The following is a 24,645-nucleotide window of genomic DNA, read 5'->3' as shown; positions in this document are numbered from 1 at the left end:
CACGTTCATTGTCCCACGCTGCGCGACCCATTTTCACTCGCTGCGCTTGCCCGAGCCCGTCCGCGCAGCGCTGAACTGCGGGTTCGGGATCGTCGAAGAGGTCGTCACGGGTTCTGCCACCAGTCGGGGTCCAGCCGTCCTCCACCGACCAGCACGGCAGGGCCGGTCAGGGTGGAACCGCTCGCGGTGATCTCCACCTCGACGGTGCCACCGGGGATGTGCACGAGCCGGCGACCTGTGGTCTGACCTGCGGCGTGCAGGGCGGCGGCGGTCGCGGCGACCGTGCCGGTGCCGCAGGAGCGGGTCTCGCCGACACCGCGCTCGTGCACCCGAATCCGCACCTCGTCGCCGCCGCGCGGCCGCACGAACTCGACGTTCACGCCGTCCGGGAACAGGTTCACGTCGTGCGGCGGGGCTGCGGTGAGGTCGAGGGCGTCGAGATCGTGGGCTCCGACGCAGGCCAGGTGCGGGTTGCCGACGTCGACGGCGACGCCGGCGACAGCGGTGCCGTTCACCGTGGTGGTGGATTCGCCGAAGATCTTGGCCTGCCCCATCTCGACGGTCACCCGGCCGTCCTGGTGGGTGTGCACCGGGCGGATGCCCGCGCGGGTGCCGACCAGCAGGTCCCCGGACGGGGCGAGTCCGGAGGCGACGAGGTAGCGGGCGAACACGCGCACGCCGTTGCCGCACATCTCGGCGATGGATCCGTCGGCGTTGCGGTAGTCCATGAACCACACGTCCGAGGGGACGTCGGCCGGGGCGTCGGGCAGGTTGCCCGCGCGGATCACGCGCAGCACGCCGTCGGCGCCCAGACCGCGCTGCCGGTCGCACAGAGCGCGCACCCGATCGCCGGTGAGCTCCAGCTCACCGTCCGGGTCGGGCAGGATGACGAAGTCGTTCTGGGTCCCGTGGCCCTTGATGTACTCGGGTCCTCCGAAGGGGTGCACGTCGCCAGTCTACGGATTCACCAGGGCACGGACATGGTCGGCAAGCTCGGGGTCCGCGGCGTCGAACCACTTGATGCGCTCGTCGCGGCGGAACCACGAGCGCTGCCGCCGGACGAAGCGGCGCGTCAGCCGTGCGGTCTCGGCCGCGGCGGCGGTCATGTCGTCCGCGCCGTCGAACTCGGCCAGCACCTGCTGGTAGCCCAGCGCACGGCTGGCGGTGCGACCGTGGCGCAGTCCCTTCTCCTCCAGGCGGCGCACCTCGTCGACCAGTCCGGAGTCGAACATGCGGGTCACGCGCTCGTCGACGCGATCGTCGAGGTCCTCGGCAGGCCGGTCCAGGCCGACCAGGACGGTGCCGTAGCGGGGCGGGCCCGGGGTGGGCAGGTTCGCCGAGAACGGCTCACCGGTGATCTCGATGACCTCCAGCGCCCGCACGATGCGACGTCCGTTGCTGGTCAGGATGGCCGCCGCGGCGGCGGGGTCGAGTTCGGCGAGCCTCCGGTGCAGCGCGACCGGTCCGAGCTCGGCCAGCTCGTCCTCGTACTTCTGCCGCACCTGCGGATCGGTCCCGGGGAACGTCAGGTCGTCCACGACCGCCTGCACGTAGAGCCCGGACCCACCCACGAGGATCGGGGTGCGACCGCGGGCGAGCACGCCCTCCAGGACGGTGCGGGCCTCTCGCTGGTACGCGGCGACCGAGGCGGTCTCGGTGACGTCGAGGACGTCGAGCTGGTGGTGCGGGACGCCCCGCCGCTCGTCGAGGGTGAGCTTGGCGGTGCCGATGTCCATCCCGCGGTAGAGCTGCATCGCGTCGGCGTTGATCACCTCACCGTCGAACCGCTCGGCGAGCAGCACGGCGAGGTCGGACTTTCCGGTGGCGGTGGGCCCGACGACGGCGACGGGGTGCGGGAGCGAAGACACACCAGAACTCTAAGTGCCCGCCGCCCGGTTCCGTCCGCGTGGCGGAGCGGGTCGCGGCGTCGCTCACGAGCGGTGCGCGATCTGAATCGCGTCGGGCCGGATCGATCTGCACCAACGGCCACCCATTCGGCGTTCGAATCCGTCAGACTGGACACGGCGCGCGAACAGGCGCCCCGCAACCGCTCGGCTTCGGCGCCGGCGAGCACGGCCAGCGCGAGGACCAGCAGCGGCGGGTGCGGCACGACGACACGGGTGATCGCACTCGTGCACGGCATGGGGTCACGGGCGAGTTGGCTGGAGCAGGTGGCCGCGCACTGCGGCGGATCGAACCGATGCGAGGCGTCGGCACCCTGCTCGCTGCCGCCACACGGGTGACCGATGACAATGAAGCCGTGCAGGTCATGAGGTCCCGAGGTTTCAGCCGGGCACCGATTCGGGTATGGAGTACCGAATCGGCTGTTGACCTGTTTGAATGCGCCAGCGGAGGCCGGACCATCCGACGGTTCGGGCTGACGCTTGCTGGGCCCCGCCGATGCGGGGCGCCCGTGGCCGACACGGGCATCGAAGCGGGCACGCAAGGAGGAAGCCGGCCATGACGCACCAGGACACGACCCCCGAGTCGGTCGCCAGCAAGGCGGTCGCGGACTCGACCAGCAGCAACACCGGGTCACCCGCGGTCGCGCCCGCAGTACCGAAGGCTTCCGCGGACCCCTCCCAGTGGGGACGGGTGGACGCCGACGGCACGGTGTACGTGAGCACCGCCGACGGTGAGCGGGCGATCGGTTCCTGGCAGGCCGGTGATGCGGCCGAAGGCCTCGCCCTCTACGCGCGCAAGTTCGACGACATGGTCACCGAGGTCGAGCTGCTGGAGACTCGGCTGGGCACCCACGCCGGCGAGCCCAAGCACACGCTGACCAGCGCCAAGCACCTGCAGGAGTCGTTGGCCGAGGCCGCGGTGATCGGCGACCTGGCCGCCCTGGGCGCCCGCATCGAGCACCTGCTGGCCCGCGCCGAGGAAGCGGTCGAGGGCGCCAAGCACGAGAAGGAGCGCGCCCGCGCCGAGGCGATCGCCCGCAAGGAGGCGCTGGTCGCCGAGGCCGAGGAGATCGCCCACGAGGCGACGCACTGGAAGTCGGCCGGTGACCGGTTGCGCCAGATCCTCGACGAGTGGAAGAAGGTCCGCGGCGTCGACCGCAAGACCGACGAACAGCTGTGGCGGCGGTTCTCCAAGGCCCGCGACGCCTTCAGCCGCCGTCGCGGCTCGCACTTCGCCGAGCTGGACCGCCAGCGCGCGGCGGCCAAGGCCCACAAGCAGGAGTTGGTCGAGGAGGCCGAGTCGCTCACCGAGTCCAGCGACTGGGGCGACACGGCGAACCGCTACAAGCAGCTGATGGCCGACTGGAAGGCCGCCGGTCGCGCGCCCAAGGACAGCGATGAGGTGCTCTGGCAGCGCTTCCGGGCCGCGCAGGACCGGTTCTTCAGCCGCAGGTCGGAGGCGTTCTCCGAGCGCGACGCCGAGTTCGCCGCCAACGCCAAGCTCAAGGAGGAGCTGCTGGTCGAGGCCGAGCAGATCGACCCGTCGGCCGATCTGAAGGCCGCGCAGGCGCAGCTGCAGCGGGTGCAGGAGCGCTGGGACGAGATCGGCAAGGTGCCGCGCGAGCGGATGCGCGAGCTGGAGGGAAGGCTTCGCGGCGTGGCCGACAAGGTCCGCGACGCCGTCGATGCCCAGTGGCGCCGCACGGACCCGGAGGCCCAGGCCCGCGTCGACCAGTTCCGCGGCCGCGTGGAGCAGTTCGAGGCCCAGGCGGAGAAGGCCCGCGCCTCGGGCGACGAGCGCCGGGCGAAGAAGGCCGACGAGCAGGCCGCCCAGTGGCGCGAGTGGTTGCACGCAGCAGAACAGGCCATCGCCGACCGCTGATCTGCGCGAAACGACGACGCCCGCACCGGACTCGGTGCGGGCGTCATTGCGCTGCGGGTCCGAACCGTTCGGTCAGAACGTGAACCAGCAACCGCTCAGTCGCGGGACCAGACGATGCGCATCCACTGGATCGCCAGGACGGCCATGCAGATGACCGCGAGCACCAGGCCGACGCCCGGTCCGGCCTGGCCGCTGGTCTGGCGGGACCAGATCGCGATCATGCCTTCGAAGGTGACCACGAGTCCGGCGACACCGGCCAGGAAGGCCGCGCCCCAGCGGCGGGTGATCAGCGCCAGCGCACCGAAGCCCAGGCCGACGATCGCGGAGTTGATCGCGAACAGCCGTGGCAGCAGCCCCACCTTCAGCGACGGATCCGCATGCCCGGTCAGCACCTCGTACCCGGGGCTGCCGCCCGCCCAGGGCAGCAACGAGCTCACCACGAGCGCCAGCATCACCGTGGCGATGACCAGCGCCTTGGCGCCCGGGTCGAACCGCCGCAGCACCTCACCGCGGCTCTTCACGTCCTGTTCCTCGCTCAACACGCACATCCCTGCTGCGCCGCCGGCTGCGGAGCCGGGGCACCGATGGAGGGCAGCCCGAGGCTGACCCCGGAGGTCTTGGGGCGCACGCCCTCTTCCCAATGGTCGCCCGCCCGGGTGCGGCGGTGGCCTGAGATGTCGGCGTCGGCGACCAGGTGGTGCGGGGCGGCGCGGGTGACCGTGGTGCGCACGAGGTCGCCGGGCCGGATCTCGCCGTCGAGCGCGCCGGTGGGCGTGAAGTGCACCAGGCGGCCGTCGCGGGCGCGGCCGGAGAGCCGGTGGGTCTCGGCGTCCTTGCGACCCTCCCCTTCGGCGACCAGCAACTCGACCTCGCGACCGACGATCTTCTTGTTCTCATCCCAGGAGATCTCGTTCTGCAGCGCGACCAGGCGGTCGTAGCGCTGCTGCACGACCTCCTTGGGCAGCTGGTCGGGCATGTCGGCAGCGGGCGTGCCCGGTCGCTTGGAGTACTGGAAGGTGAAGGCGCTGGAGAACCGGGCGCGGCGCACGACCTCCATCGTGGCCTCGAAGTCCTCCTCGGTCTCCCCGGGGAAGCCGACGATGATGTCGGTGGTGATGGCCGCTTCCGGCATGGCCGCGCGGACCTTGGCCACGATGTCGAGGAAGCGCTCGCTGCGGTAGGAGCGGCGCATCGCCTTGAGGACGCGGTCCGAGCCGGACTGCAGCGGCATGTGCAGCTGCGGGCAGACGTTGGGCGTCTCGGCCATCGCCTCGATGACGTCGTCGGTGAAGTCCCGCGGGTGCGGCGAGGTGAAGCGGACCCGCTCCAGGCCCTCGATCTCGCCGCAGGAGCGCAGCAGCTTGCCGAAGGCGAAGCGGTCGCCGAACTCCACGCCGTAGGCGTTGACGTTCTGGCCGAGCAAGGTCACTTCGAGCACGCCTTCGGACACCAGCGCCTCGACCTCGGAGAGGATCTCGCCGGGCCGGCGGTCCTTCTCCTTGCCGCGCAGCGCGGGCACGATGCAGAAGGTGCAGGTGTTGTTGCAGCCGACCGACACCGACACCCAGCCGGAGTAGGCGGAGTCGCGGCGGGCCGGGAGCGTGGACGGGAAGACGTCCAGCGACTCCAGGATCTCGACCTCGGCCTCCTGGTTGTGCCGCGCGCGTTCCAGCAGCGTCGGCAGCGAACCGAGGTTGTGGGTGCCGAAGACGACGTCGACCCAGGGCGCCTTCTTGACGATCGTGTCGCGGTCCTTCTGCGCGAGGCAGCCACCGACGGCGATCTGCATGTTCGGGTTGACGTCCTTCTGCGGACGCATGTGGCCGAGCGTGCCGTAGAGCCGGTTGTCGGCGTTCTCGCGCACGGCGCAGGTGTTGAACACGACCACGTCGGCGGGCATCTCCCGACCGTTGTCGGCCCGCACGTACCCGGCGTCTTCCAGCATGCCCGCGAGCCGCTCGGAATCGTGCACGTTCATCTGGCAGCCGAAAGTGCGGATCTCGTACGTCTTCGTGCTCACGGTTCCACGGTAGCGCCTGGTCAGATCGCCGATTCACCCGCCCGGACCGATGATGGAGCGGGAGGAACACGCCCCGGGTGATTACTGACCGCAACGAACGGCCTGAAATCCCGGACACGATAGGCGGTCAGGCGGACGACGCTAACTCCGTTGCGTAACGGAGTTGAAACAACGTATCGATCCCAACCTCTGGACTCCGCAGCCACGACAGGCTTAAGTTTCGGCCAACGAAATCCACATACGACGCATTCGGGAGCACTGGATGACCGCAGCCCCCACGGACGTTCCGATGATCCGGATGTCCGCGGTCGACAAGTTCTTCGGCTCACTGCACGTGCTGCGGTCGATCGACCTCGAAGTGCCCAAGGGACAGGTCGTCGTGGTCCTGGGCCCCTCCGGCTCCGGGAAGTCGACGCTGTGCCGGGCCATCAACCGGCTGGAACCGATCAACGACGGGTCCATCGAGATCGACGGCGTGCCGCTGCCGGCCGAAGGACGAGCCCTGGCCGAACTGCGCGCCGACGTCGGCATGGTCTTCCAGCAGTTCAACCTCTTCGCGCACAAGACGATCCTGGAGAACGTCACGCTCGGGCCGATCAAGGTCCGCGGGCAGAGCAAGGACGAAGCCCAGCGCGACGCGATGACGCTGCTGGAGCGGGTCGGCATCACCGACCAGGCTCAGAAGTACCCGGCAGCGCTCTCCGGCGGCCAGCAGCAGCGGGCGGCGATCGCCCGGGCGCTGGCGATGAAGCCGAAGGTCATGCTCTTCGACGAGCCGACCTCCGCGCTGGACCCGGAGATGGTCAACGAGGTGCTCGACGTGATGACCGGTCTCGCCGAAGAGGGCATGACCATGGTCGTCGTCACGCACGAGATGGGTTTCGCGCGCCGCGCCGCGCACCGCGTGCTGTTCATGGCCGATGGCGAGGTCGTCGAGGACGCCGAGCCCCAGAAGTTCTTCGGCGAGCCGAAGAGCGACCGGGCCAAGGACTTCCTCGGCAAGATCCTCACCCACTGAGTGTCACCACCACTGCACAGAGAGGCGTAAGCAGATGCGAGGCAAGAGATTTCGTCTGGTCACGGTGCTGACGGCATCGCTGGCCCTGGCGTTGTCCGCCTGCGGCGGGGGCGGCGAGAACCAACTGGGCGGCGGCGGAGGCGCCCCGGAGATCCCGGTGGACCAGAACGCGCAGTTCGAGCCCGGAAGCACGATGGCCAACCTCAAGCAGGCGGGCACCATCCGGATCGGCACGAAGATCGACCAGCCGCTGTTCGGCCTGAACGACCTCGAGGGCAAGCCGCAGGGCTTCGACGTCGAGATGGCCAAGCTGGTCGCGGCGAAGATGGGCATCCCCGCGGACAAGATCCAGTGGGTCGAGGCGCCGAGCAAGACCCGCGAGGAGATCATCGAGCAGGGCCGCGTCGACATGGTGGTGGCCACCTACACCATCAACGACTCGCGCAAGCAGCGGATCAGCTTCGCCGGGCCGTACTACCAGGCCGGTCAGGACATCATGGTCAAGTCCGACAACGCCCAGATCACCGGACCGGAGACGCTGCGGGCCACCGGCGCGAAGGTCTGCTCGGTGACCGGCTCGACCCCGGCCGAGAAGATCAAGGAGTACGTCGACGAGCCGAACCTGGTGCTCTTCGACGTCTACTCCAAGTGCGCCGACGCGCTGCGCACCGGCCAGGTCCAGGCGGTGACCACGGACAACGTGATCCTGATGGGTCTGGTCGAGAAGAGCGGCGGGCAGTTCAAGCTCGTGGAGAAGCCCTTCACCGAAGAGCCCTACGGCATCGGCATCAAGAAGGGCGATGTGAAGTTCTGCGAGTTCATCAACCAGACCCTCGCGCAGGCCGGCCAGGACGGCACCTACGCGAAGGCGTGGCAGGCGACCGCCGGCAAGGTGTCCAAGCAGACGCCGAGCCTCCCGCAGGCCGACCCCTGCAGCTGACCTGATAGCGGAATGAGGGTGCCGTCCGATCCGGTCGGCACCCTCATCTCTTGGCCGGAGTGGAATCTGTGCAAGTCATCATCGACAACCTGCCGCTGTACCTGAGCGGTCTCGTGCGCACGCTGGAGATCTGCCTGCTGGCGGGTCTGCTCGCGCTGGTCATCGGCACCATCGCGGCGGGCTTCCGGGTCTCCCCGCTACCTCCGCTGCGCGCCGCCGGGACGAGCTGGGTCAACGTGCTGCGCAACTGCCCGCTGACCGTGGTGCTGTTCTTCATGGCCTTCGGCCTGCCGGAGCTGGGCATCAACGGTTCCTACTTCTGGTTCGGCACCATCGGCCTGGCGCTGTACACCTCGGCGTTCGTGTGCGAGGCGATCCGAAGCGGCATCAACGCCGTTCCGGCAGGTCAGGCCGAGGCCGCACGCGCCGTGGGCCTGACCTTCGGCCAGTCGCTGTCGCTGGTCGTGCTGCCGCAGGCCGTGCGCACGGTGGTCCCGCCGCTGGGCAACGTGATCATCGCGATGATCAAGAACTCGGCCCTGGTGGGCGCCTTCGGCGTCGGCGGGGACCTGTTCTCGGTCGGCGACACGCTGACCTCGGCGCGCGGCCTGGCCGCACTGCCGGTGCTGCTCGGCGTGGTGCTGTTCTACCTGGTGCTCACCATCCCGGCCGGTCTGCTGCTGGGTTACCTGGAGCGGAAGGTGGCGATCGCGCGATGACCAACACGGTTCTCTACGAAGCCCCCGGCCCGCAGGCGAAACGACGCTCGCTGGTCGCCAGCGCGGCGGTCGGGCTGCTGCTGCTCGCGGTGGCCGGCTGGGTGCTCTACACGCTGGGCACGCGAGGCCAGCTGACCGCCGAGAAGTGGGGTCCGCTGCTGGACCCGACCAACGGCACGTTCACCGCGCTGTGGGGCCTGATGGGCACCGGCCTGCTGGGCACCCTCACGGCAGCCGTGCTGGCGATGGTGTTCTCGCTGGTCATCGGCACCCTGCTGGCGATCACCCGCGTCGTGAGCGCGCCCTGGTACCGCTGGCTGGTGGTCGGCGTGGTCGAGCTGCTGCGCGGCATCCCGGTGGTCATCATGGTCTTCTTCGCCTTCCGGGTGCTCCCCTCGGTGGGCTTGGACCTGTCGCCGATGTGGTTCCTGGTGATCGGCCTGACCGCGTACAACTCGGTGATCATCGCCGAGATCGTGCGCGCCGGGATCCTGTCGCTGCCCAAGGGCCAGAGCGAGGCCGCCTACGCCATCGGCCTGCGCCGCGGTCAGGTGCTGAGCACGGTGCTGCTGCCGCAGGCGTTCCGGGCGATGCTGCCCGCGCTGATCAGCCAGCTCGTGGTCATCGTCAAGGACACCTCGCTGGGCTTCATCGTCGCCTACGTCGACGTGGTGCGTGAGGCGCAGGTGATCATCCAGAACCTCGGCAACCCGATCCAGACCTACATCGTGGTCGGCGCGATCTTCATCCTCATCAACTACGCGCTGAGCAGGCTGGCGGTCTACACCGAGCGCCGGATGAGCCAAGGGCGCAAGGGCAAGCTGGGGTCGGTCGCCGTCGACGACACCGGCCGCGACGCCTGATCCGGACGAAGCAGGCGCCTTCGGGACTCGTTCCCGGAGGCGCCTCTTCACGTCACGGATGCGCCGAGATCCCCTGGGGTGCCAGGTTCTGGTCGTGGGCTCGTTGCCAGGTGCCGTCGGCGACGGCGGCCCGCAGCATCCCTCGCAGCTCGTCGGCGAGCTTGGGGTCGTCGGCCTTGATGACCAGGTTCCGCTCGGTGTCGGTGACGGCGTACGGGATCTGCGCGAGCTGCGGGACGTCCGCGGTGCCGCCGAGCAGGACGTCGACGTTGCCCGCGGCGACCGCGTCGCGCAGCAGCGTCGGGGGCAGGCGGCGGAACTGCACCTGGGTGCTGGGATCCAGGCCGATGCGGCGGGCGATGTCGCGGGCGACGTCGACGTCGAAGCCCCGGTAGCCGCCCGCGGGGTCGCGCGTGACGAACTCCGGCTGGTCGGCCCGCACACCCACCAGCAGCCGCTTCCGCTGCTTGATCGCGGTCAGCGTCGGCGAGCTGCCCAGCTCCACGTCGCCTCCCGCAGAGGAGCTCGGCGGTGCGGCCGGGACCTCCGGGGCGGGTGGAGGCGGTGGCGGCGCTGCGGGTTCGGCTTGCCCGCACCCGGTCAGGACGACGGCCAGTGCCGCCACTGCGAGCAGGCGAATCCTCACAACCACTCCTCCACCGTCGGGTCCACCCGACCATGATCGCGCACGGTCGGTGTCCGGCGGGAACGAGTTCTCAGGGACTGGATCGATTGTGAAATCCAGGCCACACCCACTAGTGTGACCCGCGCCATGTGGCGCCAACGAAGTCGCCCGTTTGTCCAGCTCACCTTCGGAGGCGATCATGGCGCCACTGCACGCCGTCGTCGAGCAGGTCACCCGCCGCATCGCAGAACGCAGCGAGCAGACCCGCTCCGCCTACCTCGAACGCATCAACGCCGCAGCAGCGCAGGGCCCCGTCCGGGCCGAACTGCCCTGCAGCAACCTCGCGCACGGTTTCGCCGCATGCAGCGGCTCCGACCGGCTCGCGGTGCGCGGCGTCAGCAAGCCCGGGGTGGCGATCGTGTCGGCCTACAACGACATGCTCTCCGCGCACCAGCCCTACAACGAGTTCCCGGCGTGGCTGAAGGACTCGGTGCGCGAAGCAGGCGGTGTCGCGCAGTTCGCGGGCGGCGTTCCCGCGATGTGCGACGGGATCACCCAGGGCCGCACCGGCATGGAGCTGTCGCTGTTCTCCCGCGACGTGATCGCGATGGCCACCGGTGTGGCGCTGTCCCACGAGATGTTCGACGGGGCGCTGATGCTCGGGGTGTGCGACAAGATCGTGCCCGGTCTGCTCATCGGCGCGCTGGCGTTCGGTCACCTGCCGACCCTGCTGGTGCCGGCCGGCCCCATGCCCTCGGGCCTGCCCAACCGCGAGAAGAGCCGCATCCGGCAGCTCTTCGCCGAGGGCAAGGCCACCCGCGAGGACCTGCTGGAGGCCGAGTCCGCCTCCTACCACTCCCCCGGCACCTGCACGTTCTACGGCACCGCCAACTCCAACCAGCTGGTCGTCGAGGTCATGGGCCTGCACCTGCCCGGCTCCAGCTTCGTGCCGCCGGGCACCCCGCTGCGCAAGGCGCTCACCGAGGAAGCCGGCCGTCAGGTCGTGCGGCTCGGCCAGGGCGAGGGGCGCACGCCGATCGGCGAGCTGCTCGACGAGAAGGCCATCGTCAACGGCGTGGTCGCGCTGCTGGCCACCGGCGGCTCGACCAACCACACGCTGCACCTGCCTGCCATCGCCGCGGCCGCGGGCATCGAGCTGACCTGGGACGACTTCTCGGAGCTGTCGGCGGTCGTGCCGTCGCTGGCGCAGGTCTACCCGAACGGATCCGCCGACATCAACCACTTCGCGGCGGCCGGTGGCGTGCAGACGCTGATCGGCGAGCTGCTCGACGCGGGCTTGCTGCACGCCGACGTCAAGACCGTCGCCGGGCCCGGCCTGGACCGCTACCGGCAGCAGCCGTTCCTCGACGACGGGGAGCTGGTGTGGCGCGATGGCCCCGCCAAGAGCCTGGACACCGACGTGCTGCGCGGCGTCGACGACCCGTTCGCGCCCGATGGCGGACTGCGCGTGCTGGAGGGCAACCTCGGACGCGCGGTGATCAAGGTGTCGGCCGTGGCCGCCACGCACCGCACCGTCACCGCGCCCGCGCGGGTCTTCGACGACCAGCACGACTTCACCGCGGCCTTCTCCGCGGGCGAGATCGACCACGACGTCGTGGTCGTGATCCGCAACCAGGGCCCGCAGGCCAACGGCATGCCCGAGCTGCACGGCCTCACCCCGGCGCTGGGCGTGCTGATGGATCGCGGGCACCAGGTCGCGCTGGTCACCGACGGCCGGATGTCGGGCGCCTCGGGCAAGATCCCGGCCGCCATCCAGCTCACCCCGGAAGCCACCGCGGGCGGACCGCTCTCGCGCATCCAGGACGGCGACGTGATCCGGCTCGACGCCGACCGGGGCACGCTGGAAGCCCTCGTTCCCGATGACGAGCTCACCGCGCGGCAACCCGCGCGCGGGGCGGACCCGGCGCCGTTCGGCACCGGCCGAGAGCTGTTCAGCGCCTTCCGCCAGGCCGTCGGCCGGGCCGACCAGGGCGCGAGCGTGTTCGGGCAGGCGCAACCGCAGGTGCGAGTATGACCAGCGGCGGAACCACCGCCCCGACGCGATTGGACGAGCAGATGAACACCGCAGCCGACGTTTTCGACCTGGCACCCGTGGTGCCGGTCGTGGCCCTCGACGACGCCGAGCACGCCGTCCCGCTGGCCGAAGCGCTGCTGCGCGGCGGGATCCGGACCATCGAGGTCACCCTGCGCACTCCGGCCGGACTCCCGGCGATCGAGCGGATCGCGGCCGAGGTGCCCGACATGGTCGCCGGCGCGGGCACGATCACCGAGGTCGGCCAGGCCAAGCAGGCCGCCGACGCCGGTGCCCGCTACCTGGTCACCCCCGGCACCACCGACCGGCTGCTGGACGACCTGGACGCCTCCGGCGTGCCGTACCTGGCGGGTGCCGGCACGGTTTCCGAGGCGATGCGGTTGGCCGAGCGCGGGGCGAGCGCGATGAAGTTCTTCCCCGCCGAGCTCAGCGGCGGGGTGCCGTTCCTCAAGGGCATCGCCGGACCCCTGCCGCACCTGCGGTTCTGCCCGACCGGCGGGATCAGCCCGGCGACCGCGCCGGACTACCTGGCACTGCCCAACGTCGGTTGCGTCGGCGGTTCCTGGCTCGCCCCGAAGGACCTGCTGGCAGCGGGCGACTGGGCGAAGATCGAGCAGCTGGCCGCCGAGGCCGCCGCGCTGCGCTGATGCTCGGGGCGCCCGCACCGGCGGGCGCCCCGGCTTCACGCCGCGATCAGGCTGAGGGCCTCCGGAATCGAGTCCACGACCGGGTACCCGGACTTCTCCAGCTTGGGGCGGTCCATCACGCCGGTGGTCACCAGAACGCACTGCGCACCGGCCTGCTCGGCCGCGTGGGCGTCGTCGAGGACGTCGCCGATGAGCACCACCTCGGCCGGATCGAGCTCCTGAACCTTGAGGTGGGCGCGCAGGTGCTCGTCCTTGGAGCCACCTCCCACCGATGTGCGCAGCCCGTCCATCCGGTCGAAGAGCTCGTGCAGCCCCCGGGCCGTGACCAGCTCGACCAGCTCGTCGTGGAACCACATCGACAGCAGCGACTGGGTCCGGCCGGTCGCCGCCCAGTCCTGCAGCACGTGCGGCACGCCCTCGGTCATGCCGCAGGAGTCCAGCAGTTCCCGGTAGGCGACGTGGTAGAGCTCGTCGACGGCGGCCCAGTCCTCCTCCGCGATCTCGCGCCGCAGGAGGGTCTCGTAGCAGGCGCGCAGCGGCCTGCTGTAGATCGTGCGCCACTCGTCGATGTCGATGTGCTCCCGGCCGAACCGGGTGCACACGTTGTTCACCGCGGCCACGACCGCGTGGTTGTCGTCAAGAAGTGTTCCGTTCCAGTCCCACACGATGTGCTGCGGGCTCCTCGACTTCGTCATGACCCGGAACCCTACGACGCGCCACCGACGTTCTGGTACCCACGTCCCACAGTCAGAACGGACCGGCGAAGTGCGCGGTCTCCTCAGCGGCGAACGCCGGCTGCACGCTGACCCGGAGCTCGCCCGGCTCGGCCCCGATCTCGAAAACCACGGTGTAGCGCGCTTCTCCGCCCGGCGGCAGCTGCGCCACCGGGATCGGGTCGCCCGCTCCGAAGTGCTGCTGGGCGAGCCGTCCGTTGTGGGTGACGGTGATCGTCGCGTTGATGACGTTGTAGGCGGTGTCACCACCGTTGCGCACCGCCACGTCGAACTGGACGTGCCGCTTCCCCTCGGGAGGACGGGAGAACTGGCTGGTCTCCTCGTAGTGAACGGGCGGGAGGATCGAGATCGTCCGCCCCTTGGGCCAGGTGTGCCGCTCGCCGAACGGCAGCCGCAGGGCAGGGGCCTGCGCGCTCGGCGGCGGCTGTTCTTGCTGCGCACCGGAGAGCACCCGGTCCAGCTCGGCGACCACGAGCCCTTGGAGCACGGCGGTGGCGGCGATCCCCAGCGCGCACAGCACAGCGCCGAGTCCGGCCAGCAGCTTCCGGCTTCCGAACAGCGCGATGACGCCCAGCACCAGACCGACGAGCGCGGCCAGGGCCGTGGCGTTGTTCAGGATCGGCAGGATCGATCCGCAGACCCCGACGATGCCGAGGATGAGCGCCGTCCACGCCAGCCCGCCGAACTTCGGTTTCGGCTGGGTCACGTACGGGTTCTGCGTTGGTGTTCGCGCGGGCTGACTCACCTTGTCCCCCAGGTCCGTCGAGCGCGACCGACGTCCACTGCGCCGATCCACGCGGCGCGCTGGAGCCTAGGGAGAGCGATCAGCTCCGCTCACGGTATTCACCGGGTTTCACCCCAACGGCCCAGGAACCGCCAGGGGTCAGGAGAAGTCGGAGTCCGCCGCGTCGCCGGCGTTCTCGATCTCCTCCTTGACGATGCGGTAGGCCAGACCTTCGGAGTAGCCCTTGCGGGCGAGCATGCCGACCAGGCGGCGCACCTTCGCGGTGTAGTCGAGCGATCCCGTGCTGCGCAGCTTGCGCTGCACCAGTTCGCGGGCGCGCTCGGCCTCGGCATCGTTGTCCACGTTGGACAGAGCCGATTCCACGAGGTGCTCGTCGATGCCCTTGCGCCGCAGCTCGAAGCCCAGCGCCTTGCGCCCCAGGCCCTGGGAGCGCTGGCGCTGGTTCACCCACTCCTCGGCGAACGAGGCGTCGTCGATGAGGCCCGCGTCGGCGAACTTCTGCAGCACACCGTCGGCGACGTCTTCCTCGATGTCCTTGCGCAGCAACGCCTGCCGCAGTTCGAGCCTGCTACGAGCGCGACTGGCCAGCAGCCGGTACACGATGTCGCGGGCCTGCGCGGCGGGGTCCTCGGGCTTGCGAGGCTGCTTCTTCTCCGCCGCCTCGCGGTCGCGAGGTTCGGCGCCGGGGGTGCGACGACCGCTCCCCCGGCGCGTTCCTTCGTCGTTCATCCGTGCCAAGGCGTCGATCAGAACTCGACCGGTGCCGGCTCGGCGGCGCTGTCGCCGCCCTCGGCGTCGAGGGTGGCGCCGATGCCGAGCTTCTCCTTGATCCGCTTCTCGATCTCGTTGGCCACGTCAGGGTTCTCCCGCATGAACTTGCGGGCGTTCTCCTTGCCCTGGCCAAGCTGGTCGCCCTCGTAGGTGTACCAGGCACCCGACTTGCGGATGATGCCCTGCTCGACACCCATGTCGATCAGCGAGCCCTCGCGGCTGATGCCGATGCCGTAGATGATGTCGAACTCGGCCTGCTTGAACGGCGGCGCGACCTTGTTCTTGACGACCTTCACGCGGGTCCGGTTGCCGACCGCGTCGGAGCCGTCCTTGAGCGTCTCGATCCGGCGCACGTCCAGTCGCACCGAGGAGTAGAACTTCAGCGCCTTACCACCGGTGGTGGTCTCCGGGGAGCCGAACATGACGCCGACCTTCTCGCGGAGCTGGTTGATGAAGATCGCGGTGGTCTTGGCGTTGTACAGCGCGGAGGTCAGCTTCCGCAGCGCCTGGCTCATCAGGCGGGCCTGCAGACCCACGTGGCTGTCGCCCATCTCGCCCTCGATCTCGGCGCGCGGCACCAGCGCGGCCACCGAGTCGATGACGATGACGTCCAGCGCACCGGAGCGGATCAGCATGTCCGCGATCTCCAGCGCCTGCTCACCGGTGTCCGGCTGGGAGACCAGCAGCGCGTCGGTGTCCACACCGATCGCCTTGGCGTACTCCGGGTCCAGCGCGTGCTCGGCGTCGACGAAGGCCGCCGTGCCGCCGAGCTTCTGGGCGTTGGCCACGGCGTGCAGGGCGACCGAGGTCTTACCGCTGCTCTCCGGGCCGTAGATCTCCACGACACGACCGCGCGGCAGGCCGCCGATGCCCAATGCGACGTCCAGCGAGATCGAACCGGTCGGGATGACCTCGACCGGCGGCCGCGAGTCGTCGCCGAGCCGCATGACCGATCCCTTGCCGAACTGCTTGTCGATCTGAGCGAGCGCCAGCTCCAGCGCTTTGCCCTTGTCCGGTGTCGCTGCTGCCATCGGGGTCCACCTCGGTGAAGTCTTCGAGTCGGGTCTTCGGGCGACTCTCTGGGGAGCGAGTCGTTCACGTCGTTTCAGACGCTACGGGCTGGGACCGACAATCCGACTCGCGGGGTTTGCGGGCCTTCCCGGTCCGTGGCCCCATACTAAGCGAACGGATGTTCGAGCGTCATGCCGACACGCCGGACGCATCACCTGGTCGAGTGACAGTGCGATCAGCGCACCACAGGTGGACACTCGGGATTACCTCGCTCGCAGGAGGTGCCCGAAATGCGCATGGATCGCTACCTACCACCGGAACACCCGCTGAACCGCTTCTACCGGGTCGCCGCGGCCGTGTTCGGGGCGTGCCTGATGGTCTTCGGCGTGCTCGGGCTCGCCAACCGGGTCCCGCTGTTCACCACCGACGGGATCGACGTGCTCGGGCTGTCCAGCAACGGCCTGCTCGCCGTCGTGTCGATCGTCGTCGGCGCCGTCCTGGTCGCCGCCGCGGCCTGGGGCGGCCCCGTCGCCTCCACCACCACGGCCGCCATCGGGGTGCTGTTCTTCCTGTCCGGGCTGATCAACCTCGGGCTGCTCCACACCCCGTGGAACCTGTTCGCCTTCGCGATGAGCAACGTGGTGTTCAGCTTCGTCGCGGGTCTGGTGCTGATGTTCTTCGGCTTCTACGGCCGGGTCAGCGGCGGACTCCCCGAGGACAACCCCTACGTGCGCTACCGCCACCACGAGCCACCGGTCCAGGAGGACCCCGAGTCCGTGATCGCCGACGAGCGGCGGATCTCCGAACTGGAACCGATGTGCGCCGACGAACTCGCCGTCGCGGAGAACCACGCCACGCCTGAGCAGCGACGACGGGTCACGGCGGACCGGCTCGAGCACATGCGCCAGGAGCGCCGCCGTGCCTACGACCACTACCGCGAAGCCGGGCGCACCGAGCAGCAGCAGATCAGCGCCCAGAACCCGTGGGCCGACTTCCAGCAGGAGGACGGGGCCCGGGGCTGAGCCCGCTGCGGTCCCTAGCGGCGTTCGGCCGGGACCTCGAAGGTCTCGCAGACCGCGGCCCAGACCTCCTTGGTCGTGTAGCCGTCCTCCAGGGCCTGGTCCACGGTGCGTCCCCCGAGGGCCGAGAACACGTGGTCCTGGGAGAGCATCTCGGACCGGACCCTGCCGAACTCCTCGGCCATGCGTTGGCGGAAAGCGGTGTGGCGCATCGTCGACCAGCCTACGTGGCGCCCGTACGCTGGTGGTGTGCTGCTCCTGCAGACCGATCCGACCGGTATGTCCACGCCGCTGGGGCAAGTGGTGATCGCCGCGACCCTCATCGCCGTGATCGCGCTGGCCATCCGCTTCTTCTGGCAGAACCGGAAGTGAGCGGCCCGCCCCCGCGGTCGCGGTAGGCCTAGGGGCCCGACGAGCGCCATCACCAGCGCCGTTCGTCGGTGTCGTGGTCCAGCATGGGGAGCATGAGCGACGTGCTGGACGGTTTCTCCGCCGCGACCCGCGACTGGTTCCGCAGCGCCTTCGACGCGCCCACCGAGGCGCAGCGGGGCGCGTGGCAGGCCATCGCGGCGGGCGAGCACGCCCTGGTGGTGGCGCCGACCGGCTCCGGCAAGACGCTCGCGGCCTTCCTCTCCGCGCTGGACCGGCTCGCTTCCGAGGGCGTGCCGTCGGAGCCGAAGAAGCGCTGCCGGGTGCTCTACGTGTCACCGCTGAAGGCCCTGGCCGTCGACGTGGAGCGCAACCTGCGCGCTCCGCTGGCCGGGATCCGGCAGGCCACCCAGCGGCTGGGCGGCGAGCCGCCGGACATCCAGGTCGGCATCCGCACCGGTGACACCCCCGCCGACCAGCGACGTTCCTTCGCCCGCACACCGCCGGACGTGCTCGTCACCACCCCGGAATCGCTGTTCCTGCTGCTGACCTCGGCGGCGCGCGAATCGCTGGCCGGGGTGGAGACGGTGATCGTCGACGAGGTGCACGCGGTCGCGGGCACCAAGCGCGGCGCGCACCTGGCGCTGTCGCTGGAACGGCTCGACCAGCTGCTGGCCCGCCCCGCGCAGCGCGTCGGGCTGTCGGCGACGGTGCGACCGGTCGAGGAGGTCCGCACCTACCTGGCGGGCGGTCGGCCGGTGCGCACCGTGCAGCCCGCCCACCCCAAGGAGGTCGAGGTCCGGGTGGAGGTGCCGGTTCCGGACATGGCCGAGCTCGGCGCGTCCACCGGCGACACCGGAGAGCAGGCGGCCGAGCAGCACACCTCGATCTGGCCCTCGGTCCAGGAACGCGTCCTGGAGCTGATCCGCCAGCACCGCTCGACGATCGTGTTCAGCAACTCGCGGCGGCTGGCCGAGCGGCTCACCGCCGGCATCAACGAGCTCGCCGCCGAGCAACCGGAGCCGATGACCCGGTTCCCCGCGGAGGCCGTCGGCGGCTCCGGCATCGGCTCGGGAGCTCCGCCGGTGGTGGCCAAGGCGCACCACGGCTCGATGTCGAAGGAGCAGCGGGCCGTCGTCGAGGAGGAGCTCAAGTCCGGGCACCTGCCGTGCGTGGTGGCCACCTCGTCGCTGGAGCTGGGCATCGACATGGGTGCGGTCGACCTGGTGGTGCAGATCGAGACGCCGCCGACGGTGGCCTCCGGGTTGCAGCGCATCGGGCGCGGCGGCCACCAGGTCGGCGCGGTCTCCCGAGGGGTCGTGTTCCCGAAGTTCCGCGGCGACCTGGTCGGGTGCGCGGTGGTGTCGGAGCGGATGGCGGGCGGGCTGATCGAGTCGATCTCCTACCCGCGCAACCCGCTGGACGTGCTGGCGCAGCAGATCGTGTCGATGGCGGCGATGGACGACTGGCCGGTGGCCGAGCTCGCCGCGCTGGTGCGCCGCTCGGCGCCGTACGCGGGGCTGCCGGACTCGGCGCTGCACGCGGTGCTGGACATGCTCGCCGGGCGCTATCCCAGCGAGGAGTTCGGCGAGCTGCGGGCGCGGATCGTGTGGGACCGGGTCAACGACGAGCTGCGCGCCCGTCCCGGCGCGCAGCGGCTCGCGGTGACCTCCGGCGGCACCATCCCCGACCGGGGCCTGTTCACCGTGACCACGCCCGGCGACGAGGAGGCCGGTCGCGGTGGTGTGCGGGTCGGTGAGCTCGACGAGGAGATGGTCTACGAGTCGCGCGTCGGCGACACGTTCCTGCTGGGCACCAGCGCGTGGCGGGTGGAGGACATCACCCACGACCGGGTCATCGTCACCCCGGCGCCGGGCGAGCCCGGGCGGATGCCGTTCTGGAAGGGCGATCAACCTGGACGCCCGCTGGAGCTCGGACGGGCCCTGGGCGCCTTCGTCCGCGAGCTGACCAGCGCGGACGCCGACGACGCCCGGGAGCGCATCACGGCGGCGGGGCTGGACGAGTGGGCCCGCGACAACCTGATGTCCTACTTGGACGAGCAGCGGCGCGCCACGCGGCACGTGCCGGACGACCGGACGATCGTGGTCGAGCGCTTCCGCGACGAGCTCGGCGACTGGCGGATGGTGATCCACTCCCCCTTCGGCGCCCAGGTCAACGGGCCGTGGGCGCTGGCGGTCGGCGCGCGGATCAGAGAACGGCGGGGTGTCGAACCGCAGATCGCCTCCTCCGACGACGGCATCGTGCTGCGGCTGGCCGACGCGCTCGACGATTCCGGCGCCGAGGTGCTGCCGACCGCCGAGGACGTGCTGCTCCCACCGGCCGAGGTGCAGCAGATGGTGACCGACGAGGTCGGCGGTTCTGCGCTGTTCGCCGCCCGGTTCCGGGAGTGCGCGGCGCGGGCCCTGCTGCTGCCGCGCCGGGACCCCCGCCGCCGCACCCCGCTGTGGCAGCAGCGGCAGCGGTCGGCGCAGCTGCTCACCGTGGCGGCGCAGTACGAGCAGTTCCCGATCGTGCTGGAGGCGATGCGGGAATGCCTGCAGGACGTCTACGACGTGCCGGGGCTGACCGAGCTGATGCAGCAGGTCGCGGCCCGCAAGGTGCGGGTCGTCGAGGTCGAGACGCCGACGCCGTCGCCGTTCGCGCGCAGCCTGCTGTTCGGCTACATCGGCATGTTCCTCTACGAGACCGACGCTCCGCTGGCCGAGCGCCGGTCGGCGGCGCTGAGCCTGGACTCCACGCTGCTCGCCGAGCTGCTGGGCTCGGAGGCGCTTCGCGAACTGCTGGATTCCGAGGCCCTGGACGAGATCGAGCAGCAGTTGCAGCGGCTCGCCCCCGAACGCCACGCGCGCGACGCCGAAGGCGCGGCCGACCTGCTGCGCTTCCTCGGCGATCTGTCCACGTCGGAGGCCGAGAAGCGCGGTGTGCGGCCGGAATGGCTCGACGAGCTGGCCGAGCAGCGCCGCGTCCTGCAGGTCCGGATGGCCGGCGAGCAGCGCTGGATCCCGATCGAGGACGCGGGCAAGGTGCGCGACGCGCTCGGCGTCGCACTGCCGGTCGGCGTGCCGGAGGCGTTCACCGAGCCCGTCGCCGATCCGCTGGCCGACCTGCTGATCCGCTACGCGCGGTGCCGCGGCCCGTTCACCGCCGACGCCGCTGCCCGGCGGTTCGGGCTGGGCGTGGCCGTGGTGCACGGCGTGCTGGACCGGCTGACCGGCTCCGGACGTCTGGTGCGCGGCGAGTTGCGTCCCCTGGAGGCCGGTGGCGGGGGTGCGCTGGACTACTGCGACGCCGAGGTGCTGCGCCGGTTGCGGCGGGCGTCGCTGGCTCGGCTGCGGGCCGAGGTCGAGCCGGTGGAACCCGCTGCGCTGGGCCGGTTCCTGCCGGTGTGGCACGGCATCGGCGCGCGGCTGCGCACCGCTCCGACCGTCGACGACGTGTACTCGGTGGTCGAGCAGCTCGCCGGGGCACCGGTCCCGGCGAGCGCGCTGGAGTCGCTGGTGCTGCCCGCGCGGCTGCCCGGTTACTCCCCCGCGCTGCTCGACGAGCTGACCGCGACCGGTGAGGTGAGCTGGGTGGGGTCGGGATCGCTGGCCGGTGGTGACGGGTGGATCGCGCTGGCCCCGACTGATGTCGCCGACCTCCTGCTGCCGGACCTCCCCGAGGATTCGACGGATTCGCCGCTGCACCGGGCGGTTCTGTCCTCTTTGGAGGGTGGTGCGCTGTTCTTCCGGCAGCTGGCCGACCGGGCCGGTGGGCTCCTGCTGGAGCAGGAGGAGGCGGCACCTGCCGACGACGCGATCACCACCGCGCTGTGGGACCTGGTCTGGGCCGGGGCGGTCACCAACGACACCCTCGCCCCGCTGCGCGCCCTGGTCTCCGGCCGCGGTGCCGCGCACAAGCCGCGTCGCAGCGCGCCGCGCGGCCGGTACGCGCGGCTGCGCGCCGGACGCCCGTCGATGCCGCCGCGCAGCGGACCGCCGACGGTGTCCGGTCGCTGGTCGCTCGCCCCGCAACCCGCTGCTGAACCGACGCGCCGCGCGCACGCCCGCGCCGAAGCGTTCCTGGAACGGCACGGGGTCCTGACCCGGGGCGCCCTGGACGTCGAGCGGGTGACCGGCGGGTTCTCGGCGGTGTACAAGGTGCTTCGCGCGATGGAGGAGTCCGGGCGCTGCCGGCGCGGTTACGTGATCGAAGGACTCGGCGCCGCGCAGTTCGCGGTTCCGGGTGCGATCGACCGGCTGCGGGCGCTCGCCGGCGACGACGAGGCGAGCACCGATGCGGTGGTGCTGGCCGCCGCCGATCCCGCGCAGCCCTACGGCGGTGCGCTGGACTGGCCCGCGCCGATGGGCGACACCCGGCACCGACCGGGCCGGAAGGCCGGTGCGCTGGTGGTGCTGGTGGCCGGTGAGGCGGTGTTCTACGTCGAACGCGGCGGCAAGTCGCTGCTGTCGTTCACCGACGACGACGCCGCGCTCCGGGCGGCGGCAGCGGGCCTGGCCCGGGTGGTGCGCGAGGGCTGGCTCGACCAGCTCGCGGTCGAGCGCGCCGACGGCGAGGGCGCGTGGGGCTCGCGGCTGGCCGAAGTCCTCACCGAGGCGGGGTTCCGGGCCACGCCGAAAGGTCTCCGACTTCGGGCGTGAGCGTCCGCTACAGCTGCATGAACGGTGCCGCGTAGGCGAATTCGCCGCGCACGGCCGGATCGTGGGCGGTCAGCGGGCGGACCTGGAAGTGCGAGGCCCACTCGGCCACCGGCGGTGCGATGCCGAAGTCCGCGGCGGGTTCGAAGCCGAACCGGGGGTAGTACTCGCGGTGGCCGAGCAGTGCGACCAACGGTTCGCCGAGCGCGTCGGCGGCGCCGAGCACGGCGTGCATGAGCGCCGATCCGACGCCCGCGCGCTGCGACTCCGGCGGCACGCCGATCGGCCCGAGCGCCAGCACCGGCACCGCGCCCACGTGCGCCCGGCTGCACACCACGTGCCCGGCGATCTGCCCGGACCGCTCGGCGACCAGCGACAACGCCGGAAGCCACGCGTCGCCCGCGCGCAGGGCGTCGACGAGCCCGACCTCGACCGGCTCGCGGTCCGGGTTCTCGGCGTCGGCGAAGGCCGCCGCGTGCACCTGGCGGATGGCGGCGAGGTCGGCGGGGGTTTCGCGGCGGATCAGCATCCGCCCACGATGTGTCACCTCCTGGGCTAGGGCAATCGAATTTCGCCGCACCGGCCACGCCGGACCCGTGGTCATCGGGTCGCCAGCTGCAGCAGACCCCAGAGCTGGGCGATGGCATCCGGGTCGCCGCTGGTCTCCACCGCGCGGTTGGGCAAGCGCCCCCACATCCACAGGTAGACCGCGCTCGGGTCACCGCCGACCACCGCGTCCGGGGTCGTGGTGGCCACGTCCTCGGAGCTGGTCACCGCGGCGCCGCTCGGGTCCGCGGTGATCAACCAGTTGCGTCCCGGCACGTGCACGCCCACGGAGCAGGGCCGGGTCGCGGTGATCTGCAACGAGTGCAACCGGTAGCCGAACCAGGCCCGCAGCACCTCGTCGATGCCGTCGGCGGCGACCTCCGGATCGATCGGCGTGTGCTCGATGCCCGCCGCCGTCTGCACGTCGGCGCGGTGCACGGTGGTGGCGTGCAGCATCCGCCGCACCCAGAAGGCCACGGTGTGCTGCTCGGGCCACCACGTCGGGCACGGGTCGTCCGGCGGGCGGGAGATGAACTCGGCGAGCAGGTCGGCCATCCGGATGGCGAACCGGTTGGTCAGCTCCCGCAGGTCGGGTTCGGCGGGCGGGTCCCAGTGCCGTTGAGCCTCCGGCGATCCGAGCCAGCAGAGCACGTCCTCGCACAGATCACCGAGGTGCTGGAGCGTCTGGCCGACCGTGCGGCCGGACGCGCTGAACACCGGTGCGTCGGCGTGCACGTCGTGCGTCGCGGTGGTCAGCAGCTGCGCTTCGACGCCCAGCTGATCGAGCATGCGTCCGTAATCGAGTCCCACGTCAGTACCGTTCACGCGTCGCCCCCAGCAGGCTCCGCCCCACGATGCCGAGGAATTCCCGGCTGTTGTCCAGCAGTTCGTCGGCGTGCGCGTCGGTCGTGGTCGGGACCCCGGCCTCGGCAGCGGCCCGCCGGTTGGAGCGCGCAGCGAAGTAGGCGGCCCACTCGCGCAGCTCTGGTGCGGCGGCGGTGAGCAGCTGCCACACGCTCGCCGGGCGCTTGTCCTCGCGCGGCGCGGCACGCGCCACGACCACCGCTGTGGCCGCCCGCAGCGCGGCCAGGTGCGCGGCGATGAATCGCTCACCCGGGCGGTCCGCGGTCTCGGCCTCGTGCAGGCAGGTTCGCGCGTGCAGCAGGAGTGAGAGGGCACCGGCGGGCGTGTCCGCTTCCGGCGTGGGGCCCTGGTTCTCGACGGAGTAGCGCGGCGACGGGATCGACAGGTCGGTGGGATAAGACATCGGCTCTCTCCCTTCAGCTGTGAGGCCCGGCGGTGAGGTGCTTCCCCCACCCCACCGCCGGACCGAGGTTCGAACGAACGTTCGTCGAACGCTCGTTCGAACAAGCTCAGATTAGCGTCGAACGGAGATCGACTCAAGCGATGCGCTGTAGCTCACCTGTTCGAGTGCCTGCCGGCGTGCGGCACCGGCCGAACGGCGTTGCCCGGGAGCAGGAAAGACCTCAGACCCGAGAGGCGTTAGTGTTCGGCCGTGACCGCTGCGCCATCCCCCAGCTGCGACCGGGTATTCGAACTGACCGCCGAACAGTTGCGAGCGAGACTCCCGGAAGCCCTCCGGATCTACGTGACCGCGATGGGCTACCCACCGGTGACCGCCCAGCAGCGCGCCCCGATGTGGTCGGCCCACATGCTTCGCGCCGGCTGGCGCTGCATCGGCGCGTTCAACGACGACGACGAGCTCACCGGCATCGGCTACGGCTACCTCGGCGCCCCGGGGCAGTGGTGGCACGAGCAGGTCCGCCAGGGGCTGGCGACCACGGGCGTCGGCGGGGAGTCCTGGCTGGAGGACTACTTCGAGCTCACCGAGCTCCACGTGCACCCGAGCGCGCAGGGCGCCGGGCTCGGCGAGGAGATCCTGCGCAAGCTGCTCTCCGGAGCGCCCGGCAGCAAGGTCCTGCTGTCCACCCCGGAGGGCCCGACCCGCGCCTGGAAGCTCTACCAGCGCGTCGGCTTCCAGGACGTCCTGCGCAACTACAGCTTCACCGGCGACCCCAGGCCCTTCGCGGTCCTGGGCCGCCCCCTCCCCCTGGCCTGACCGGTGCGGAACTGCGGTGCTCGCCAGGGCGAACACCGCAG

24 protein-coding genes are annotated in these 24,645 nt (G+C 71.0%); 11 read left to right on the top strand and 13 right to left on the bottom strand.

Annotated elements, in window-relative coordinates:
- Positions 1-104: 104 nt before the first annotated feature.
- Together dapF and miaA are read right to left on the bottom strand one after the other, a co-directional pair.
- Positions 105-947 carry a diaminopimelate epimerase gene (gene dapF / locus KBO27_RS04680; protein ID WP_210968730.1) on the bottom strand — a complete coding sequence of 281 codons (843 nt, stop codon included), beginning with the start codon at positions 945-947 and terminating at the stop codon, positions 105-107.
- Positions 948-956: 9 nt separating this feature from the next.
- Positions 957-1,868: a tRNA (adenosine(37)-N6)-dimethylallyltransferase MiaA gene (miaA, locus tag KBO27_RS04675; RefSeq protein WP_210968729.1), complete on the bottom strand. Its 912-nt coding sequence runs from the start codon at positions 1,866-1,868 to the stop codon at positions 957-959.
- 592 nt (positions 1,869-2,460) lie between these two features.
- Here miaA and KBO27_RS04670 point away from each other — a divergent pair.
- On the top strand, positions 2,461-3,786 hold the full coding sequence (locus KBO27_RS04670) for a DUF349 domain-containing protein (RefSeq protein WP_210968728.1): 1,326 nt from the start codon (positions 2,461-2,463) through the stop codon (positions 3,784-3,786).
- A gap of 95 nt (positions 3,787-3,881) precedes the next feature.
- On the opposite strand, the gene KBO27_RS04665 is transcribed toward KBO27_RS04670, so the two are convergent.
- Both KBO27_RS04665 and miaB read right to left on the bottom strand, forming a co-directional pair.
- Positions 3,882-4,334, bottom strand: coding sequence for an Rv2732c family membrane protein (locus tag KBO27_RS04665; RefSeq protein ID WP_210968727.1), 453 nt, complete (start codon positions 4,332-4,334; stop codon positions 3,882-3,884).
- Positions 4,322-5,806 carry a tRNA (N6-isopentenyl adenosine(37)-C2)-methylthiotransferase MiaB gene (gene miaB, locus KBO27_RS04660; protein WP_210968726.1) on the bottom strand — a complete coding sequence of 495 codons (1,485 nt, stop codon included), beginning with the start codon at positions 5,804-5,806 and terminating at the stop codon, positions 4,322-4,324. Before miaB ends, KBO27_RS04665 begins: the two co-directional genes overlap by 13 nt.
- 289 nt (positions 5,807-6,095) lie before the next feature.
- Between miaB and KBO27_RS04655 the strand changes: the two genes are divergently transcribed.
- The 4 genes from KBO27_RS04655 to KBO27_RS04640 are packed head-to-tail and all read left to right on the top strand — an operon-like array spanning position 6,096 to position 9,346.
- Entirely contained in the window at positions 6,096-6,824 is a 729-nt protein-coding gene (locus KBO27_RS04655) for an amino acid ABC transporter ATP-binding protein (protein WP_210969212.1), read from the top strand.
- A 34-nt stretch (positions 6,825-6,858) separates the two neighbouring features.
- Positions 6,859-7,764, top strand: coding sequence for a glutamate ABC transporter substrate-binding protein (locus KBO27_RS04650; RefSeq protein ID WP_132672590.1), 906 nt, complete (start codon positions 6,859-6,861; stop codon positions 7,762-7,764).
- A gap of 59 nt (positions 7,765-7,823) precedes the next feature.
- Positions 7,824-8,483: an amino acid ABC transporter permease gene (locus KBO27_RS04645; RefSeq protein WP_235876170.1), complete on the top strand. Its 660-nt coding sequence runs from the start codon at positions 7,824-7,826 to the stop codon at positions 8,481-8,483.
- A complete protein-coding gene (locus KBO27_RS04640) occupies positions 8,480-9,346 on the top strand; it encodes an amino acid ABC transporter permease (protein ID WP_210968725.1) in 867 nt (288 codons plus the stop codon). The genes KBO27_RS04645 and KBO27_RS04640 overlap by 4 nt, the downstream gene beginning before the upstream one ends.
- Before the next feature lie 52 nt (positions 9,347-9,398).
- On the opposite strand, the gene KBO27_RS04635 is transcribed toward KBO27_RS04640, so the two are convergent.
- Positions 9,399-9,992, bottom strand: coding sequence for a transporter substrate-binding domain-containing protein (locus tag KBO27_RS04635; protein ID WP_210968724.1), 594 nt, complete (start codon positions 9,990-9,992; stop codon positions 9,399-9,401).
- A 178-nt stretch (positions 9,993-10,170) separates the two neighbouring features.
- Between KBO27_RS04635 and edd the strand changes: the two genes are divergently transcribed.
- A complete protein-coding gene (edd, locus tag KBO27_RS04630; protein ID WP_210968723.1) occupies positions 10,171-12,006 on the top strand; it encodes a phosphogluconate dehydratase in 1,836 nt (611 codons plus the stop codon).
- A 41-nt stretch (positions 12,007-12,047) separates the two neighbouring features.
- On the top strand, positions 12,048-12,671 hold the full coding sequence (gene eda, locus KBO27_RS04625) for a bifunctional 4-hydroxy-2-oxoglutarate aldolase/2-dehydro-3-deoxy-phosphogluconate aldolase (RefSeq protein WP_210969211.1): 624 nt from the start codon (positions 12,048-12,050) through the stop codon (positions 12,669-12,671).
- A 35-nt stretch (positions 12,672-12,706) separates the two neighbouring features.
- Here the strand turns inward: eda and KBO27_RS04620 are convergent, their stop codons facing one another.
- The 4 genes from KBO27_RS04620 to recA all read right to left on the bottom strand — a co-directional run bounded on the left by KBO27_RS04620 (position 12,707) and on the right by recA (position 15,952).
- Positions 12,707-13,366 (bottom strand): HAD family hydrolase, encoded by a 660-nt coding sequence (locus tag KBO27_RS04620; protein WP_210968722.1) that lies wholly within the window; start codon positions 13,364-13,366, stop codon positions 12,707-12,709.
- A 52-nt stretch (positions 13,367-13,418) separates the two neighbouring features.
- Positions 13,419-14,111 carry a hypothetical protein gene (locus KBO27_RS04615; protein ID WP_210968721.1) on the bottom strand — a complete coding sequence of 231 codons (693 nt, stop codon included), beginning with the start codon at positions 14,109-14,111 and terminating at the stop codon, positions 13,419-13,421.
- Between the two features lie 177 nt (positions 14,112-14,288).
- Entirely contained in the window at positions 14,289-14,879 is a 591-nt protein-coding gene (locus KBO27_RS04610) for a regulatory protein RecX (protein WP_210968720.1), read from the bottom strand.
- Positions 14,880-14,896: 17 nt separating this feature from the next.
- The gene (gene recA, locus KBO27_RS04605; RefSeq protein ID WP_132672583.1) at positions 14,897-15,952 is read right to left on the bottom strand and encodes a recombinase RecA; all 1,056 of its coding nucleotides are present in this window, start codon (positions 15,950-15,952) and stop codon (positions 14,897-14,899) included.
- A 270-nt stretch (positions 15,953-16,222) separates the two neighbouring features.
- Here recA and KBO27_RS04600 point away from each other — a divergent pair, with 270 nt between their 5' ends.
- The gene (locus tag KBO27_RS04600) at positions 16,223-16,954 is read left to right on the top strand and encodes a DUF4383 domain-containing protein (RefSeq protein ID WP_246536303.1); all 732 of its coding nucleotides are present in this window, start codon (positions 16,223-16,225) and stop codon (positions 16,952-16,954) included.
- 14 nt (positions 16,955-16,968) lie between these two features.
- On the opposite strand, the gene KBO27_RS04595 is transcribed toward KBO27_RS04600, so the two are convergent.
- Positions 16,969-17,163: a DUF3046 domain-containing protein gene (locus tag KBO27_RS04595; RefSeq protein WP_210968719.1), complete on the bottom strand. Its 195-nt coding sequence runs from the start codon at positions 17,161-17,163 to the stop codon at positions 16,969-16,971.
- Positions 17,164-17,200: 37 nt separating this feature from the next.
- On the opposite strand from KBO27_RS04595, the gene KBO27_RS34115 reads away from it, so the two are divergent.
- Both KBO27_RS34115 and KBO27_RS04590 read left to right on the top strand, forming a co-directional pair.
- A complete protein-coding gene (locus KBO27_RS34115) occupies positions 17,201-17,323 on the top strand; it encodes a hypothetical protein (protein WP_268952428.1) in 123 nt (40 codons plus the stop codon).
- A 92-nt stretch (positions 17,324-17,415) separates the two neighbouring features.
- A complete protein-coding gene (locus tag KBO27_RS04590; RefSeq protein WP_210968718.1) occupies positions 17,416-21,981 on the top strand; it encodes an ATP-dependent helicase in 4,566 nt (1,521 codons plus the stop codon).
- A gap of 7 nt (positions 21,982-21,988) precedes the next feature.
- On the opposite strand, the gene KBO27_RS04585 is transcribed toward KBO27_RS04590, so the two are convergent.
- The 3 genes from KBO27_RS04585 to KBO27_RS04575 form a co-directional block, all read right to left on the bottom strand.
- Entirely contained in the window at positions 21,989-22,507 is a 519-nt protein-coding gene (locus KBO27_RS04585; protein ID WP_210968717.1) for a GNAT family N-acetyltransferase, read from the bottom strand.
- A 71-nt stretch (positions 22,508-22,578) separates the two neighbouring features.
- Positions 22,579-23,334 (bottom strand): maleylpyruvate isomerase N-terminal domain-containing protein, encoded by a 756-nt coding sequence (locus tag KBO27_RS04580; protein WP_307870236.1) that lies wholly within the window; start codon positions 23,332-23,334, stop codon positions 22,579-22,581.
- Position 23,335: 1 nt separating this feature from the next.
- The gene (locus tag KBO27_RS04575) at positions 23,336-23,791 is read right to left on the bottom strand and encodes an SAV_6107 family HEPN domain-containing protein (protein ID WP_132672577.1); all 456 of its coding nucleotides are present in this window, start codon (positions 23,789-23,791) and stop codon (positions 23,336-23,338) included.
- Positions 23,792-24,040: 249 nt separating this feature from the next.
- On the opposite strand from KBO27_RS04575, the gene KBO27_RS04570 reads away from it, so the two are divergent.
- On the top strand, positions 24,041-24,604 hold the full coding sequence (locus tag KBO27_RS04570) for a GNAT family N-acetyltransferase (protein WP_210968716.1): 564 nt from the start codon (positions 24,041-24,043) through the stop codon (positions 24,602-24,604).
- Positions 24,605-24,645: the final 41 nt, after the last annotated feature.

It is taken from the genome of Saccharopolyspora endophytica, from assembly GCF_018070075.1.
Lineage (GTDB): Bacteria > Actinomycetota > Actinomycetes > Mycobacteriales > Pseudonocardiaceae > Saccharopolyspora > Saccharopolyspora endophytica.
Note: the sequence above shows the minus strand (reverse complement) of the source record. Positions and strands in the feature narration are given on the sequence as shown.

Excerpts from the sequence above, each read along its gene's own strand:
- KBO27_RS04655 (WP_210969212.1), top strand. The coding sequence starts at position 6,096 with ATGATCCGGATGTCCGCGGTCGACAAGTTCTTCGGCTCACTGCACGTG.
- KBO27_RS04600 (WP_246536303.1), top strand. The coding sequence starts at position 16,223 with ATGCGCATGGATCGCTACCTACCACCGGAACACCCGCTGAACCGCTTC.
- KBO27_RS04665 (WP_210968727.1), bottom strand. The coding sequence starts at position 4,334 with ATGTGCGTGTTGAGCGAGGAACAGGACGTGAAGAGCCGCGGTGAGGTG.
- KBO27_RS04670 (WP_210968728.1), top strand. The coding sequence starts at position 2,461 with ATGACGCACCAGGACACGACCCCCGAGTCGGTCGCCAGCAAGGCGGTC.
- edd (WP_210968723.1), top strand. The coding sequence starts at position 10,171 with ATGGCGCCACTGCACGCCGTCGTCGAGCAGGTCACCCGCCGCATCGCA.
- recA (WP_132672583.1), bottom strand. The coding sequence starts at position 15,952 with ATGGCAGCAGCGACACCGGACAAGGGCAAAGCGCTGGAGCTGGCGCTC.
- KBO27_RS04620 (WP_210968722.1), bottom strand. The coding sequence starts at position 13,366 with ATGACGAAGTCGAGGAGCCCGCAGCACATCGTGTGGGACTGGAACGGA.
- KBO27_RS04590 (WP_210968718.1), top strand. The coding sequence starts at position 17,416 with ATGAGCGACGTGCTGGACGGTTTCTCCGCCGCGACCCGCGACTGGTTC.
- KBO27_RS04585 (WP_210968717.1), bottom strand. The coding sequence starts at position 22,507 with ATGCTGATCCGCCGCGAAACCCCCGCCGACCTCGCCGCCATCCGCCAG.
- KBO27_RS04640 (WP_210968725.1), top strand. The coding sequence starts at position 8,480 with ATGACCAACACGGTTCTCTACGAAGCCCCCGGCCCGCAGGCGAAACGA.
- KBO27_RS04610 (WP_210968720.1), bottom strand. The coding sequence starts at position 14,879 with ATGAACGACGAAGGAACGCGCCGGGGGAGCGGTCGTCGCACCCCCGGC.
- KBO27_RS04575 (WP_132672577.1), bottom strand. The coding sequence starts at position 23,791 with ATGTCTTATCCCACCGACCTGTCGATCCCGTCGCCGCGCTACTCCGTC.
- KBO27_RS04595 (WP_210968719.1), bottom strand. The coding sequence starts at position 17,163 with ATGCGCCACACCGCTTTCCGCCAACGCATGGCCGAGGAGTTCGGCAGG.
- KBO27_RS04650 (WP_132672590.1), top strand. The coding sequence starts at position 6,859 with ATGCGAGGCAAGAGATTTCGTCTGGTCACGGTGCTGACGGCATCGCTG.
- eda (WP_210969211.1), top strand. The coding sequence starts at position 12,048 with ATGAACACCGCAGCCGACGTTTTCGACCTGGCACCCGTGGTGCCGGTC.